The sequence below is a fragment of the Streptomyces sp. NPDC002698 genome, assembly GCF_042888945.1.
Classification (GTDB): Bacteria; Actinomycetota; Actinomycetes; order Streptomycetales; family Streptomycetaceae; genus Streptomyces.
Genome location: NZ_JBIAQM010000003.1, coordinates 368737 through 384109 on the forward strand (window position 1 = coordinate 368737; position 15373 = coordinate 384109).

10 protein-coding genes, 1 pseudogene and 1 riboswitch are annotated in these 15373 nt (G+C 71.9%); of the genes and pseudogenes, 6 read left to right on the forward strand and 5 right to left on the reverse strand.

What is annotated here, in order from left to right:
• Positions 1 to 40 precede the first annotated feature (40 nt).
• Positions 41 to 2488, forward strand: coding sequence for a hypothetical protein (locus tag ACFYW9_RS06460; RefSeq protein WP_389145502.1), 2448 nt, complete (start codon positions 41 to 43; stop codon positions 2486 to 2488).
• Between the two features lie 408 nt (positions 2489 to 2896).
• Complete coding sequence (locus ACFYW9_RS06465) at positions 2897 to 3481, forward strand: flavodoxin family protein (protein ID WP_389145505.1); 585 nt, start codon at positions 2897 to 2899, stop codon at positions 3479 to 3481.
• Positions 3482 to 3490: 9 nt separating this feature from the next.
• Here ACFYW9_RS06465 and ACFYW9_RS06470 read toward each other — a convergent pair whose 3' ends face one another.
• From ACFYW9_RS06470 to ACFYW9_RS06480, 3 genes are all read right to left on the reverse strand, one after another.
• Positions 3491 to 4324, reverse strand: coding sequence for an ABC transporter permease (locus ACFYW9_RS06470; RefSeq protein ID WP_389145508.1), 834 nt, complete (start codon positions 4322 to 4324; stop codon positions 3491 to 3493).
• A 220-nt stretch (positions 4325 to 4544) separates the two neighbouring features.
• A complete protein-coding gene (locus ACFYW9_RS06475) occupies positions 4545 to 5588 on the reverse strand; it encodes an ABC transporter ATP-binding protein (protein ID WP_389145511.1) in 1044 nt (347 codons plus the stop codon).
• 32 nt (positions 5589 to 5620) lie between these two features.
• Positions 5621 to 6886, reverse strand: coding sequence for an outer membrane lipoprotein carrier protein LolA (locus ACFYW9_RS06480; protein ID WP_389145514.1), 1266 nt, complete (start codon positions 6884 to 6886; stop codon positions 5621 to 5623).
• A gap of 451 nt (positions 6887 to 7337) precedes the next feature.
• Here ACFYW9_RS06480 and ACFYW9_RS06485 point away from each other — a divergent pair, with 451 nt between their 5' ends.
• A complete protein-coding gene (locus ACFYW9_RS06485) occupies positions 7338 to 7922 on the forward strand; it encodes a hypothetical protein (protein ID WP_389145517.1) in 585 nt (194 codons plus the stop codon).
• Positions 7923 to 8153: 231 nt separating this feature from the next.
• Here ACFYW9_RS06485 and ACFYW9_RS06490 read toward each other — a convergent pair whose 3' ends face one another.
• A complete protein-coding gene (locus ACFYW9_RS06490) occupies positions 8154 to 9164 on the reverse strand; it encodes a polyprenyl synthetase family protein (RefSeq protein ID WP_351863126.1) in 1011 nt (336 codons plus the stop codon).
• Between the two features lie 297 nt (positions 9165 to 9461).
• Between ACFYW9_RS06490 and ACFYW9_RS06495 the strand changes: the two are divergent.
• Together ACFYW9_RS06495 and ACFYW9_RS06500 are read left to right on the forward strand one after the other, a co-directional pair.
• Positions 9462 to 10565, forward strand: a pseudogene (locus tag ACFYW9_RS06495) (CocE/NonD family hydrolase); the annotation flags it as partial.
• 820 nt (positions 10566 to 11385) lie between these two features.
• Positions 11386 to 11546: riboswitch (cyclic di-AMP (ydaO/yuaA leader) on the forward strand.
• Positions 11547 to 11549: 3 nt separating this feature from the next.
• The gene (locus ACFYW9_RS06500) at positions 11550 to 12311 is read left to right on the forward strand and encodes a transglycosylase SLT domain-containing protein (RefSeq protein WP_389145521.1); all 762 of its coding nucleotides are present in this window, start codon (positions 11550 to 11552) and stop codon (positions 12309 to 12311) included.
• A gap of 144 nt (positions 12312 to 12455) precedes the next feature.
• Here the strand turns inward: ACFYW9_RS06500 and ACFYW9_RS06505 are convergent, their stop codons facing one another.
• A complete protein-coding gene (locus ACFYW9_RS06505; RefSeq protein WP_389145524.1) occupies positions 12456 to 13265 on the reverse strand; it encodes an HAD family hydrolase in 810 nt (269 codons plus the stop codon).
• A 610-nt stretch (positions 13266 to 13875) separates the two neighbouring features.
• On the opposite strand from ACFYW9_RS06505, the gene fahA reads away from it, so the two are divergent.
• On the forward strand, positions 13876 to 15105 hold the full coding sequence (fahA, locus tag ACFYW9_RS06510) for a fumarylacetoacetase (RefSeq protein WP_351863120.1): 1230 nt from the start codon (positions 13876 to 13878) through the stop codon (positions 15103 to 15105).
• Positions 15106 to 15373 lie beyond the last annotated feature (268 nt).

Sequence of the window (15373 nt, forward strand, 5' to 3'; positions counted from 1 at the left end):
GCAGGCGGCCGTCATCGCGCAGGCGGAGAGCACCCTGCCGATGGTGGTACGGAGCCTGTACGGGCAGCGGCTGAGCTCGGCCGAGCTGCGGTCCGGCGCCGCCGGCGACCGCTTCTTCGCGCTCACCGACGACCGGGGCAGGGCCCTCACCCTGCGTCTGGACGCCGTTCCGCTCCCCTCCGGCACGGTCGCGCGGACCCACGTCAACACCACCTCGGACCAGCACGTCGTCCAGCTCTCCGACCGGATGGACCCGCGCCAGGTGGGCCGGGCGCTGAGCCACGAGGTCGGCGAACTGCTCGCGGTGCGCGACCGGGCGGCCCGTGCCGCCGCCGGTGACCCCGAGGTCGCGGGCGTCGCGCCGAACCGTGACGAACTGCTGGCCCGCGGCGGGCTGGGGAGCGCGGACCGGCGTCCGAGCCTCACCGAGGAGGACCTCGGCCGGGTCGGCGAACTCAACTACCTGGCCGCCCGCATGAACGACGCCACCCTCGACGCCACCCAACGCGCCGAATCCCGGAGTGAGTTGTCGGCGCTCATCGACCACGCCGGACTACGGCCGCAGGCCCCGGCCGACTCCGACCGCTTCGCGCCCGAGCTCCGGGCCGCCGATGTCCGCCGTGACATCATCGACCCGCACCTGACCCCGATGACGGCCGACGCCCTGCGTGAACTGGCCGTCCCCGTCGAGCGGTTGAGCGCGGCCGATGCCGCCGGACTACGGGAGTTCCGGTCGCGGGCCGAACACGCCCGCCCCCTCGGGGCGTCCGCCCACGCCCCTCCCCTGCCGGGGTTCCGGCCCGACGGCTCCCCCGTCCCCCGCGAGGAGCTCGCCGCGGCGGCGGCCCAGGCGGCCGACCAGCGCACCCGGGCCGGTGCCGCCACCCTGGCCGAGCTGCGCGCGGAGATCGCCACGACCGGCGAGTGGCCCACCCGCCAGGTCGTCATCGGCGGTGGCGCCAGCCTCGTCGGACGCGACCCCCGGGCCCTGCTCGTCGACGCCCGCGGCCGCTGGCACCTGGACCCCGGCCAGGGCATCGTCCAGTCCCCCGACCAGACGAGGGACCTGCGGGCCGACGGGCTCGGCGACGCCCACCAGTTCGCCGACCCGACCGCGCGGGTGCCGCGCGACGCCGTACGCCTGTGGGAGGACCAGCTCGCCGTGCGCGGTCCCGTCGTCGACGGGACCGCGGCGCTGGTCCCGGGGCAGGACGGTCACCTCTACGCGCACATCCGGCCCGGCGACGGTTCCCCGGATGTCTATGTGAAGGTCGAGGGCACGCCGACCGTGGCCACCGGGCTGCCGCCGGAGATGGTGCCGGGCGTCGACCGCCGGGACGCGGTGAATCTGCCGGAGGCCCTCGACGCCGTACGCGGACAGCTTCCCGCCGGTTCACCGGCGCACGCACGGCTGACCGGGGAGGTCGGCGCGGAGCGGGCACTCCAGGTGCTGCGGGAGGAAGGCGTGCTGGACGGGCTGCGCTCGGACGGCGGGGCGCGGGCCGCGCTCCGGACGCTGGACGCGACCGCCCGGTGGGAGCGGGCGAGGGCCGCCGCGCCCGGACGGGTGTTCATCGGGGACGAGATCGCCGAGGGCCGTTTCGACGCGCGTGCCGCGGGTGCGGAGGGTGCCCCGAAGACGTGGCTGGTCGCGGGCGCCGGTGGCACGGGCGTGGCCAACGCCGAGATCATCCTGGAGGCCGACCCCGAGGCACGGGTCACCGTCTACGGGCCGAACCTTCCTCCGGCGCTGGAGAACCAGGTCCAGTTCACCGCGCTGCGCGAGCGGTTCGTCCGCGAGTACGGCGGTGACGGGCGCCTCACCATCGACATCCACCCCGACAACCGGGTCGGAGCCGTGCGGATGCACCTCGGGCCCGACGGGAAGCCGCGGTTCCGGGAGGGGCGGGTGGAGGCGGAGGCGTATGTGGCGAGCCTCGGGCGGACCGCGCCGATGCCGGAGGCTCTCCAAGAGCTGAGCGAGCGGACCCGGGCCGGGGGCGGGCAGGTGCGGGGGGATCTGATGTTCGACCGGGACCGGCAGTACCTCGGTTACGGCGTCACCTTCGAGTCGGGGGGCAGGCAGCACCGCGTCGAGGTGACCGGTGCGGCCTCGCAGTTGCTGCCCCGCGATGTCTTTCCTCGGGACACCCAGGCCGCTCTGGGTGCCATGGCCGCCCGCCAGGTGCCCTCCCAGAGCGGCAACGCGGCTCCGGGTTTCGCTCCTGTGGCCCAGCAGACGGCCCGGCTCGCGGAGGCGCGTGCGCAGGGGACGGTGGAGCGGCACGCGTCGGTTCCGGAGAGCTGGCGCAGGCCGGCCGTGGCGGGCGCGACGACGTCCACGCCGTCCGGTGGGCCCACGAACCCCGTGGCGAGCGCGGCCCGCCTCCAGTCCGGCCGGGGTTCCGCTTCCCCGACCGGAGCCGCACCCGGCCCGGCACCGGGTCCGGTACCTCGGGTACAGAGACCTCCACGCCCGGGTCGGTGAGACACGCTCGCGGGGGTGTTCGCGGGTGCGGTGCGGGTTCGGTGGGTGGGTCGGGGCCGTGCCGGTGCATCAGCCCGTCGCCGTCGGGTGAGGGGTGGGCGTCGGTGGCGACGGGCATCGATGTACCGGCACGTCCCCTCGCGCCGGATCCCGGCTGCGGGTGCGTCCGTCCAGAACGAAGAACGATTCAGCCCCGGCCGGGAAAATCCAGCCCCTCCGGCGCTTGAGGAGCGGGGTCCGGGGCGGAGCCCCAGGGGTGGGACGGGTAGGGGCGGAGGGGGCGAGAGAGAGTCGTTGCGGCGGAAGCACCTGCCTGGGGTCGGCTAGGGGCCCCGCCCTGGACAGGTTCATGCGCGTGCATATATTGTTCACGCGTGTAATCGACGCCGACGTATCTCAGGGGGAACCGTGACCCGCAAGTTCCTGTTCGTGCTCGGCAGCAGCCGCCCCGGCGGCAACACCGAGTCGCTGGCCCGCAAGGCGGCCGAACAACTGCCCGCCGACGTGGAGCAGCGCTGGCTGTCCCTGGCCGAGCACCCGCTCCCCGACTTCGTGGACCTGCGCCGGGACGGCGACCACGTACGCCCTCCCGCCCCCAGCTCCCAAGCCCTCCTGCTCGACGCCACCCTCACCGCCACCGACATCGTGATCGCCTCACCGCTGTACTGGTACTCGGTGTCCGGACTGACCAAGCGCTACCTGGACTACTGGTCGGGCTGGCTGCGCACACCCGGCCTCGACTTCAAGGCCACCCTGGCCGGGCGCACACTCTGGGGCGTCACCGCGCTCGCGCACGAGGAGCCGGAGGTCGCCGACCCGCTGATCGGTACGTTGAACCACTCGGCGGCCTACATGAAGATGCGCTTCGGCGGGGTCCTGCTCGGCAACGGCAGCCGTCCCGGCGACGTACTGAACGACACCGAGGCGCTGACGCGCGCGAAGACCTTCTTCGCCCAGGAGGCACCGCTCGCGCGTTTCCCCTACGAGCGCTGACGCGGCCGCTCAGGCGGTGATGTCCTTCGTCGTGAACCGGGCCCACGCGGCCGACCCGAACACGGCGACGTACAGGCCCTGGATGCCGAGGTCGCGGACCAGGTCGTCCCAGTAGACGGGGTCGCGCATGAGGTCGGCGAAGGACAGCCAGTAGTGGGAGAAGAAGTACGGCTGGAGTGCGTGCAGCTGGGGAATCTGGTCCAGGATCTGGACGGTGATCAGGAGGCCGACCGTCGTCGCCATGGCCGCGATGCCACTGTTGGTGAGGGTGGAGACGAACAGGCCGAGCGCGGCGACACCGGTCAGTGACACGGCGACGACCAGGGCGATGAGCAGCGCTCTGCCGAGCCCCTCGGCGAAACCGATGCGGGTTCCGGAGATCGTGGTCAGCTCGCCCAGCGGGAACAGCAGGGCGCCCACCGCGAACGCCGAGACCGCCACCACCAGGGTCGCCACCAGGCAGAACGTCATCGTCGTCGCGTACTTCGTGAGCAGCAACCGCGTACGGCCGGCGGGCGCGACGAGAAGGTAGCGCAGGGTTCCGGCGTTGGCCTCGCCGGCGATCGCGTCGCCCGCGATGACGCCGATCGCCATCGGCAGGAAGAACGGGAGGGTCGCGGCCAGCCCGGTGAACACCAGGAACAGTCCGTTGTTGGTGATCTGCGCGATGAACGCGGGACCCTCGCCGCCGCCACCGCCCGCGGTCGAGCCGCCGCTCGTCTCGACCCTGACGGCGATGCCGATGAGGACCGGCACGGCCGCGAGCACGCCGAGCAGCGCGATCGTGCGCCACCGGCGGAACGTGGTGACGAGTTCGTCGCGGAAGAGTCCGAGTGTCCACAACGGGCTCGGCCCGCGGACGGCCCCCGGCTCCCGCGACGGTGCCGGTGCCGGTGCCGGTGCCGGTGCCGGTGCCGGTGCCGGTGAGGGTGAGGGTGAGGGTGAGGGTGAGGGTGACGGCGCCGTGGCCGTCCTCGTCCTCGGCCCTGCCCCCGTCGCCGTCACGGTCGTGGCCTCGGTTGCGGCCTCGGTTGCGGCCTCGGCGTCCCGCTTCGGCGGATGTTCAGCCCGCGACATCGAAACCCTCCCCGGTCAGCGCCACGAACGCGTCCTCCAGCGAAGCCCGTTCGACTCCGAAACCGCGGACCCGGACGCCTGCCATGACCAACGCGCCGTTCAGTTCGGCGAGTTCACTGCCGGGCGGCTCCGCGGTCACTCCCGTCTCGGTCACGACGAGATCCATGACGCCCTGCTCCTTGAGGACCCGTGCCGCCTCCCCGGTGTCCGGCGTGGTCACCACCAGCCGGCCCCGGGCTCCGGCCGCGAGGTCGGCCACCGGACCCTGGACGATGAGCCGCCCCTGGGCCATCACGGCCGCGTGGGTGCAGACCTGCTCGATCTCGTCGAGGAGGTGCGAGGAGAGGAAGACGGTCGTGCCGTCGGAGGCCAGCTCTCTGACCAGCGAACGGATCTCACGCATGCCCTGGGGATCGAGACCGTTGGTCGGCTCGTCCAGGACGAGCAGCCGACGGGGCTGGAGCAGCGCGGCCGCGAGTCCGAGCCGCTGCTTCATGCCCAGCGAGTACGCCCTCGCCTTCTTTCCCGCCGCAGCGGTCAGCCCGACCCGGTCCAGCGCGGTCTCGACGCGTGTCCTGCGGGTCCGGGGATCGGCGGTCGGGTCGGCGGCGTCGTACCGGACGAGGTTGTCCCGACCGGAGAGGAAGCCGTACAGGGCGGGGCCCTCGATCAGCGCCCCGACGTGCGGGAGCACGGCGCGCGCCGACCGGGGCATGGGCCGCCCCAGCACGCTCGCCGTGCCCGACGTCGGCTCGATCAGGCCCATCAGCATCCGGATGGTGGTGGTCTTGCCCGAGCCGTTCGGCCCGAGGAAGCCGAAGACGCTGCCCGCCGGGACGGTGAGGTCCAGGCCGTCGACGGCGAGCTGTCCGCCGCGGAACCGCTTGCTCAGCGCGCGGGTGGCGATCACCGCGTCCTCGGCGGACACGGCACCCGCGGACACGGCACCGGTGCTCCCCGTCCGCCCCGCGGGGACGGCGGCGCCCTCGGCCCTCGCCGGATCGGGCTCGTCGGCGGACAGCTCCTCCATGGACTCCCTCGGTTCGGTTCGCCCGGCCGCGCCTACTGGGCGGCGTCGGCCGCCTTCACCAGCGCGGCCTTGGTGACGGCACCGGCGTACACCTTGCCGTCGTCCGTGATCAGCGCGTTGACGAGGCGGGTCGAGAAGACCGTGCCCGAGCCGAACCTGCCGGTGACGTGGTCGCCGAGGGAGTTCAGGAACCCGTCGACGTCACTGTTGCCGGTCGAGCCGGACGCCCCGGACGGCATGCCCTCGCCACCGGTGTCGAGGACGACGATCGAGTTCCAGCCCTCGCCGATGGTCTTCGGGCCGCCGACGCCGTCGGCCGTTCCCTCATGCCCCTTCGGCCACGCCTTCTTCAAGTCCTTCGGCTCGTCACCCTTCGACGTGCCGCCCTTCGCGCCCTCCAGCTCGTCGCTCTCGGTGACCTTCGCGCCCTTCGGCGGGGTGAAGGCGAACGTCGACGCGGCCGGCCGGGAGAAGTCGACCTGGGTGAAGCCCGCGTCCACGACGGCCGCGCCGCCGCTGGCCGGGGTCAGCGTGAACTTCAGCGGCAGCCCCGTCTTCGCGTCCACCGCGATGCTGATCGCGCCGACCGTGGTGCCGGACTGCCGGGGCTTGATGACCAGCTTGTAGGCGTCGCGGCCCGCGACGTGCGCGGTGCCGTCGACGGTCACGGAGGTCGTGTCGTCCACGGCCTTGAGAGCCTCTTCGGCGAAGTCCTTCGGAGTGGCCGGGACATCCCGCGGCGCCTTGTCCTTGGGGCCCTCGCCTGCGTGCCCGGACTCGGCGGACGTCGAGTGGAAGACCTCGTTCGACTTGCTGTCGTACCCCCACACGTCCTTGCCGTTGTGGATGACGCTGTACTCGGCGGCGTTGTCCAGCAGGGAGACCTTGCCCCTGTCCGGGCCGTCGACCGCGACGCGCAGCGTGTGCGTGCCAGAAGCCAGTTCGAGGAGCTTGGACTGCGGGTCGGCGGAGGAGCCGCTCTGCCCCTCGGCCGCGCCGGACAGCAGGCCGCTCTCCAGACCGCCCAGGTCGGGCAGCCCCAGATCGGTGCTGATCTTGACCGTGCCGGAGAGCTGCTGGACGTCCGACTCGGCGATCTTCTCGATGAGTTGCTGTGCGGTGACCTTCGGCAGGTCGGGGTCTCCGGAGTCGGCGAGCGCCGGAACGAGTCCGATCGTCGCCGCCGCCACCCCCACCACCGCGACCGGAACGACGTACCGCGCGGCCTTGCGTCGCCCGGCGAGCCTGTCGTCGGTCTCCGCGGCCCTCGCGCTGTCGTCGGATTCGTACGGTGCCATGTGTGCGTTACCTCCGTCGTCGGCGGCGGCCCTGCCCTCGTTTCCGCTCCACTCCTAAGCCGCCATTCTCACCCGGACCGGTGAGGAGTGGTGTTCTCCATCTGACCAAATACGCGGGATGAAAGCGTCAACCCCCGGGCTCAACTCCACGTAGTCCTGCGGTATGACGTGACAGGGCGGTGCCTGCCCCGACCCGTAGGGGTCGCTCGTGGGGGTCGTGCATGGGGTCGTACATGAGGTCGCACGTGGGGTAGCACGTGGGAGAACCCGGCCTGTCGCGCCCGGCCGGGTTCCCGACGGGGAGGCCGCCCTCGACGGGCACTTCGCCTCATCACCCAAAAGACGTCAAATGTGGCGACATTTCGAGCAAAGGACGGCTCGAATCCGTACGTACAGGTGGCAGCGATCGGAGCACCCGGCACTCCGGGGACCACAGGATCGAGGGATCGCCATGATCGCCATCAGGTACGTCGCGGGATACGCGGCCACGGGCACCGCAGTCCTGGCGCTCACGCTCGCCGGATGCGGAGGGGGCGGCGGCGGAAGCGGCGGCGGCAAGAGCGGGACCAGCCCCTCGCAGAGCAGCGGCGGCACGTCACAGAGCGGCACCACGGGATCGGCGACGTCCACGCTGACCACGGCCAAGGTCGCGAAACTGGGCACGGTCGTCACCGACGACAAGGGGTACGTCCTGTACCGCTTCGACGCGGACTCGGCGAACCCGACCAAGGTCACCTGCTACGACACCTGCGCCGCGGTCTGGCCTGCGGCCACGGCCAACGGCGGGGTGACCACGAAGGGCATCGACAAGAGCCTGGTCTCCACGGTGAAACGCGCCGACGGCAGCACCCAGGTCACCCTCGCCGGCTGGCCCCTCTACCGGTACGCCAAGGACGACGAGCCGAAGGAGGCCTACGGCCAGGGAGTGGACGGAACGTGGTTCGCGGTGACGCCGGACGGAGCGAAGATCACCACACCCGCCTCGACCTCGCCGGCACCGGCCACGACGAGCACGGGAGGCGGCGGAGGCTACTGACAGCCGCCCCGGCACGGACCGGTCCCGGCCTGGCCGGTACGGGGCTGGTCCCTGCCCAGACGGTACGGACCGGTTCCAGCCGGCCCGCGACCGGTGACACGTGAGCCTGCGTCCCCCAGCCGACCCATGTCCGGTGACACCCGAACCGGCGTCCCAGCCGGCCCGTGTCCGGTGACACGCGAGCCTGCGTCCCCCGGCCCGGCCATGTCCGGTGGCACCCGAACCGGCGTCTCAGCCCGCCCGGTGCACCACGGCGTCCACCAGCTCGACCAGCGCGGCCTTCGAGTCGCACTCACGCAGCGGGGCCAGCGCGGCGCGCGCCTCCTCCGCGTAGCGCACGGTGTCCCGGCGCGCCTGCTCCAGCGCGGGGTGCTCCCGCAGCCGGGCCAGCGCCTCCGCGTGCCGCGCGTCGTCCGTCAGGTCGGATTCGAGCAGCTCGCACAGCGCGATGTCCTCGGCGAGCCCCAGCCGCTCGGCGCGCTCGCGCAGCCGCAGCACCGGCAGCGTGGCGATGCCCTCGCGCAGGTCCGTCCCCGGCGTCTTGCCTGACTCGTGCGAGTCGGACGCGATGTCGAGGACGTCGTCCGCGAGCTGGAAGGCGACGCCCAGCCGCTCGCCGTACTGCGTGAGCACGTCCACGACCGTCTCGTCGGCGCCCGACATCATCGCGCCGAACCGGCACGCGACCGCGACCAGCGATCCGGTCTTGCCGCCGAGCACGTCGAGGTAGTGGTCGACCGGGTCACGGCCGTCGCGCGGTCCCGCGGTCTCCAGGATCTGCCCGGTCACCAGCCGCTCGAACGCCTCGGCCTGGATCCGGACGGCCTCGGGTCCGAGGTCGGCCAGGATGTAGGAGGCGCGGGCGAAGAGGAAGTCGCCGGTGAGGACGGCCAGCGAGTTGCCCCAGCGGGCGTTGGCGCTGGCCACCCCGCGCCGGACCTCGGCCTCGTCCATCACGTCGTCGTGGTACAGCGTGGCGAGATGGGTCAGCTCGACGACCACGGCCGAGGGCACGACACCCGGCGCGTAGGGGTCGCCGAACTGCGCGGCGAGCATCACGAGCAGCGGCCTGAACCGCTTGCCGCCGGCGCGCACGAGGTGCTGGGCGGCTTCCGTGATGAACGGGACCTCGCTCTTGGTGGCTTCGAGCAAACCCTCCTCGACAGCCGCCAATCCGGCCTGGACATCGGCTTCGAGAGCCTGGTCCCGCACGCTCAGCCCGAACGGCCCGACGACGGTCACGAGAGGTTCTCCTGTCTGCTGACGATCACATGGCGAACTCGGTCGATCATTCGGTCGATGACACGGTTTGTCGATGTGTCGCTGCCATCACTCAAGTCAGCGTATCCGGTCACGTTTCGATCACCGCGAGCGCCCACCGTCCCCCGGTCCACTTCGCTCCGCCAGGTGGTGGGCGCGAGTACACCCGGAAGGCACACGGGAAGCACCTGCGTGCCCCAACGGCGGGTACCCCGGCTCACGGGCGCCATCCCACCACCGACTGTATGTTCATGATCGGATGATGTGAAACGATTTACGATGACATGCGGCGAAATACCCGTGATTCCGTCCTCCGAGGTGACGCTCACGCACATCCGTACGCCCTTCCCTTACGAGACCCACTCACGAGGACGCCCTCATCCCTCTCCCGGGCGGCACCCGTCCGGACTCCTCGGTCCGGCGGCCGCCGGACCGAGGAGTCCGTACCAGCACCCCTGGAGCACCTCCCGTACCGCCTGACCGACTGGACGGCCCCGCGGGACCAGCAGCGCCACCCCTGGTACGCCGGGCACGGCCACGCCTCCGTCCGCGTGGATGTACGCGGCCACGGCAATGTCGACACGCATGCCCGGTCGCCACTCACACTCGGTCGGCCCGACCGCTCGCCTTCGCCGCCCGCCGGACCCCGCACACGGGGGCGAGGGCATGTGGCGGAGCATGCGGGAGAAACGGCTGGAAGCGATCGTCCGCGCCGCGCACACCCGGCCGGCGCACCGGACCAGGGACGCGCACCGGCGCCACGACAGCCTCCGCAAGGAGTACGGGGCCGTCCGCGCCGCGGTCCTCGCGGTCGGCGGCCGGCACGACCCGCACCGCGACACGGTGCCGCGTCCGGTGCGGAACCCGCCGCCGGACCGCGTACGAGGTCTCATCGGCTCCTGGTCCCGCCAGTACCCGGACCGGGGCCTGCCGCCGGGACCGGCCATCGGCTTCCTCCAGGAGACGCCGCGCCGGTGGGACCACTGGCTCAGGGACAAGGAGACGGACGCACTCTCCGTCCCCCTTCCGCGCTCGTACGTGATGGACGCGCACCCTCCGGCGACGGTGCACGCGCGGATCCCCGGCCACCGGGTAAGCGACCCGGCCCGGCCCTCACCCTCGGTGACCCCGGTCGCGTACGCGCTCCGGGGCGTCCTGAACCTCTCGGCGTGCCGGGGCCCCGGCCGGGCGGTTCCCCGGGAGCCGGGCACCACGGAGAACGTGGTGCTCGACCTGAACGCCATCGGCTACGCGTTCCCGGCATGCCATCGGATCCGGCTGGGCGTCTCCTCCGCGTACCGACCCTGGATCCGGCCCCAGCCGGGCTCGGAGGCGGGCTTCACCCTGGAGCCGATCGGCAGCGTCCCGCAACTCCCCATACGGGCAACGGAGTCGGACACCTCGGCCACCTCGGCCACCTGCGGCGCACAGGACTTCGTCACGACCGACGAACCCGTCCGCGAGGACGGCGACGAGGTCGTCTTCCACCGGACCCGGGAGAAGCGCTTCCGCGCACAGCTGGCTGACCGGGCGCACCAGCACGGGAGTTCACTCCCCGGACCGCTACGCATCCACACGCACCCCAGGCCCGGGCCGGCGCGACGCGCTCACGGCGCGGGCCCCGGCGTATCACCGCGCGCCGGACGGCGGCAGGACGCTCCCGTACCGAACACCGGTGGCACGAGGCGCACTTGACCGCCCACCGGCCCGAGTCCGGACCACGTCCGGGCGGCTTCGGACCACGTCCGGGCAGCTTCGGTTTACGTCCGGGCGGCCTCGGCTCGCGTCCGGGCGGCTTCGGCTCGCATGCAGGCGGCGCTCCCACCGCCGGGCGGACGCGTTCCCGATGTGTCCCGCGCCACAATTCCCGCCACACCAGGGGCCGCTCAGCACCCCGTGAAGAGCTCGGCGACGGCTTCCATCGCAAGCGCAATGCCCGAATTACCCCTCATGCCGCCTTGATGCTCTTTGGTCTCGTGAGTTGAGTCACCGGCGAACCGGACCCCCGCCGCGCGCCCTTCCCGGCCCAACCCGTTTGCCAAAGGCAAGTTGAGGATCCAATTCCGGCGCAATCGGACTTTTCGCCTGTGCATCAACCAGGAGAAAGCGATCTTCGCGGTCAAATCTCGTCTTGTTTCGGACATGTGCTCTCGCATACGTTCTGGTCGAACCCGGGCGGATCGCCGAATCCTGCCGCCGCCCGGCAACCCATCGACCCACGCACGGCAGGAGCGGGGGAACCACAGGTAAGCCGCCGATCCGGGCACACCGGACCGGCTTGGGGTGAAGCCGTGCCAACAGCGCGGCCGGGCATCTCCCGCCCGAACCCGACAGCTCACCTCGCAGGCGTCGGAGAGGACATTCGTCATGCCCGTACGAGGCAAGCACCGCCGCATGAAGACCAACGTCATCACCCGGGGCATGATCGCCGCCGGAACGGGCGGCATCGCCCTCGCCCTCCCGCTCGTGAGCGCCACCGGCGCCAGCGCCGCCACCCCGGCGCAGGCCCCGCAGGCCGCCCACACCGCGGTGGTTCCCAACGTGGAGCTCGTCACCTACAAGGTGGTCGCCGGCGACACGCTCTCCACGGTGGCGAAGAAGTACCCCAAGAGTGGCGGCTGGAAGAAGCTGTACGCGGCGAACCGCGCGGTCATCGGTGACAACCCCGCCCACCTCCGTCCGGGCCTGAAGCTGACCGTGGGCACGAAGACGCTGAAGTCGACGACCGTCCGCACCACGGCGAACGCGACCACCGCCGTCGCCAAGCCCAAGGCGGCCACCGTCACCCAGGCCTCCGCCAAGACGTACGCCGACAACCTCGACGGCTGGATCAAGGAATCCCTGGACGTCATGGCCAAGGCGGGCATCCCGGGCAGCTACGACGGCATCCACCGCAACGTGATGCGCGAGTCCTCCGGCAACCCCAACGCCATCAACAACTGGGACTCCAACGCCGCCGCGGGCATCCCCTCCAAGGGCCTCCTCCAGGTGATCGACCCCACGTTCCGGGCGTACCACGTGGCCGGCACGTCGTGGAACATCTACGACCCGGTCGCCAACATCACCGCGGCCTGCAACTACGCGGCCGACAAGTACGGCTCGATGGACAACGTCAACGGCGCCTACTGATCGCACCCCGCACCCCGTCTTCCTCCGCACCCGCCGACGGCGCCTTCCCGGCCCGTCGGCGGGTGCGTCGCGGTCGCGTCGGCCGGTGTGCGTTTTGCTGGTGCGCCGGGCGTCGCGACGGGGCGAACGTCGCCTGTCGCGGCGCTAGAAGCCGAAGAGGCGCTCCAGCACGACCGCGATCCCGTCGTCCTCGTTCGACAGGGTGATCTCGTCGGCCACCGCCTTCAGTTCCGGATGGGCGTTGGCCATCGCCACACCTCGGGCCGCCCAGTCGAACATCGGGATGTCATTGGGCATGTCACCGAAGGCGAGCGTCGCTTCCGGGGTGAGCCCGAGGTGCGCCGCGGCGAGAGCCAGGCCCGTCGCCTTGGTCACCCCGCATGGCTGGAGTTCGACGGTGCCGGGACCGGACATGGTGACCGTCGCCAGCGAACCGACCACTCCCCGTGCCGCCGACGCCAACTCGTCGTCGGACAAGGAGGGGTGACGGAGCAACACCTTGCTGATCGGCTCCGCCCAGAGGTCGTCCCGGCGCGGCACCCGCACCGCCGGCAGAGTCGGATGCGGCATGACATAGCCCGGCTCGATGAGCGTCAGCCCGTCCACGCCGTCCTGGTCGACCGCCGCGTACAGCAGCCCGACCTCCGCCTCGATCTTGCCGAGCGCCGTCTCCGCCAGTTCCCTGTCCAGGGTCACCGACCACAGCATGCGGTCCGCGCCGGCGTCGTACAGCTGCGCCCCCTGCCCGCACACCGCCAGTCCCTCGCCGCCGAGTTCGTCGAGAAGCGGTCGCACGCGCGGTGCCGGTCGGCCCGTGACCACGAGATGCCGGGCACCTGCCTGGGTCACCTTCGCCAACGCGGCCCGTGACCGGTCGGAGAGTGTGTCGTCGCCGCGCAGCAGCGTTCCGTCCAGGTCAGTGGCGATGAGTGAATATGCAGTCGGAGCGGCCATGATCCGAAGAATACGGATCGAACGACTCATCGGCCCGGCCTGAACCGGACGACGTCCGGTATCCCGTCAGCATCGCCGTTCACCGCACGGTGGTAAGCGCGTTGCGACCGCTTCGGATCACCCACGCTCCACTTCCGTCCACACCGACTTTCCCGCACACGACCGACCACATTTCCCCAACACCCCCTGGACAAAGGCCAACTCGCCGAAAGCCATCTCGGCCGCCGTACCGCACCACGCCGGCCGCCGGGGCCGGACATCGGCAAGTCCGTTCGCGGACAGGCTCGTTGGGCCGGGCAGAGACGAACCCCTCCCGCCTCGGAAAGTGCGCCACGGAACCGTACGAGACAGTCGCGGGCAGCCCCGGGCAGCCAGGAGCAGGTCCGTGAAGCGCGGCCACGGAACCGGGAAGCGGCACCCGTCACCCGGCTTCGGCGCACCCGCCGCCCAGCGACCTCCGGCTCCGCGCGGGACCAATACGGACATTGCAAACCCTTTAGGCCCTGCCGCAGCGGGGACACTCCCCCGTAACGTGTGCCCCGACCACATGAAACGCGTGGAACGCATGGATCACATGGCGAGTACGAATCCGAAAGCGAGGCACCAACCGATGCCCCCCTTCGATGTCCCCGAGGGTGACCCCTTCGGCCCGCACAACCTGCCGTACGGCGTGTTCTCCCTGACCGACCCGGCCGGCGACCCCGAGCGACGCGTCGGCGTACGGCTCGGCGACCACGTGCTCGACGCGGGCGCGGCGGCCCGTTCCCTCGGCTCCCCTTACGCCGGGCTGCTCGCGCAGCCGACCCTCGACCCGCTGCTCGCCGCGGGCCGCACCGCCTGGTCCGATGTCCGGCGCGCGCTGACGGCCTGGGTGACCGTCCCGGCCCACCGGGAGACCCTCGCTCCCCATTTCCACCCGCTCACCGACGTGACGCTGCACCTCCCCTTCACCGTCGCGGACTACGTCGACTTCTACGCCTCCGAGAACCACGCCCGGAACGTCGGCCAGATCTTCCGTCCCGATGCCGCCGACTCCCTCACCCCGAACTGGAAGCACCTGCCGATCGGCTATCACGGCCGCTCCGGCACGGTCGTGGTGTCCGGCACGGATGTCGTCCGCCCCTCGGGCCAGCGCAAGGCCCCCGCGGACGCCGCCCCGGTCTTCGGCCCCTCGGTCCGCCTGGACATCGAGGCGGAGGTCGGCTTCGTGGTCGGCACCCCCTCGGAACAGGGCCGTCCGGTGTCCCTCGGCGACTACCGCGACCACGTCTTCGGCCTCTGCCTGCTCAACGACTGGTCGGCGCGTGACGTCCAGGCCTGGGAGTACGTCCCGCTCGGCCCCTTCCTCGGCAAGTCCTTCGCCACGTCCGTGTCGGCGTGGATCACCCCGCTGGACGCCCTCGACGACGCCCTGGTGGCCCCGCCCGTCCGCACGCACCCCCTCCTCCCCTATCTCGACGACGCCTCCGAGGAACCGGGCGGCTACGACCTCCGGATCTCCGTGGCCGTCAACGGCCACGTCGTCTCGGAACCCCCCTTCTCCACCATGTACTGGACGGCCGCCCAGCAACTGGCCCACATGACGGTCAACGGCGCCTCCCTGCGCACCGGTGATCTCTACGGGTCCGGGACCGTCAGCGGCCCGTCGGAGGGCGAGCGCGGCTCGCTGCTCGAACTCACCTGGAACGGACGCGACGCCCTCGAACTCCCCGACGGCAAGCGCACGTTCCTCGAGGACGGCGACGAGGTCACCATGACGGCCTGGGCCCCCGGTCCGGGCGGGACCCGGGTGGGCCTCGGCGAGGTCAGGGGCCGCATCACACCGGCCGTCTCCCTGTAGGACTCTCCGGGGCAACTCTCCGGGGCGGGCCCCATCAGGAGGCCCCGGCAGAAGCTTTCGGGGATGCCTTCGGGATACCTCGACAGAGCTCCCGCAGAGGTCCGGCAGCGGTCCGGCAGAGGTCGGAGACGCCTCGGGCGCGGCTCCCGCGGAGGTTCCCGGCGGGAACGAGTCCGTGTCACGGTGGCCAGGATCCTGGCCACCGTGCCCCGCGGAGTCCGGCGACCCCGGCGGGGCCGACGGGGTGGCGGGGTGGCGGGGTCGGCAG

Coding starts and splice junctions, on each gene's coding strand:
- ACFYW9_RS06460 (WP_389145502.1), top strand. CDS start 41: ATGGTGGTACGGAGCCTGTACGGGCAGCGGCTGAGCTCGGCCGAGCTG.
- ACFYW9_RS06475 (WP_389145511.1), bottom strand. CDS start 5,588: ATGGAGGAGCTGTCCGCCGACGAGCCCGATCCGGCGAGGGCCGAGGGC.
- ACFYW9_RS06480 (WP_389145514.1), bottom strand. CDS start 6,886: ATGGCACCGTACGAATCCGACGACAGCGCGAGGGCCGCGGAGACCGAC.
- ACFYW9_RS06505 (WP_389145524.1), bottom strand. CDS start 13,265: ATGGCCGCTCCGACTGCATATTCACTCATCGCCACTGACCTGGACGGA.
- ACFYW9_RS06485 (WP_389145517.1), top strand. CDS start 7,338: ATGATCGCCATCAGGTACGTCGCGGGATACGCGGCCACGGGCACCGCA.
- fahA (WP_351863120.1), top strand. CDS start 13,876: ATGCCCCCCTTCGATGTCCCCGAGGGTGACCCCTTCGGCCCGCACAAC.
- ACFYW9_RS06500 (WP_389145521.1), top strand. CDS start 11,550: ATGCCCGTACGAGGCAAGCACCGCCGCATGAAGACCAACGTCATCACC.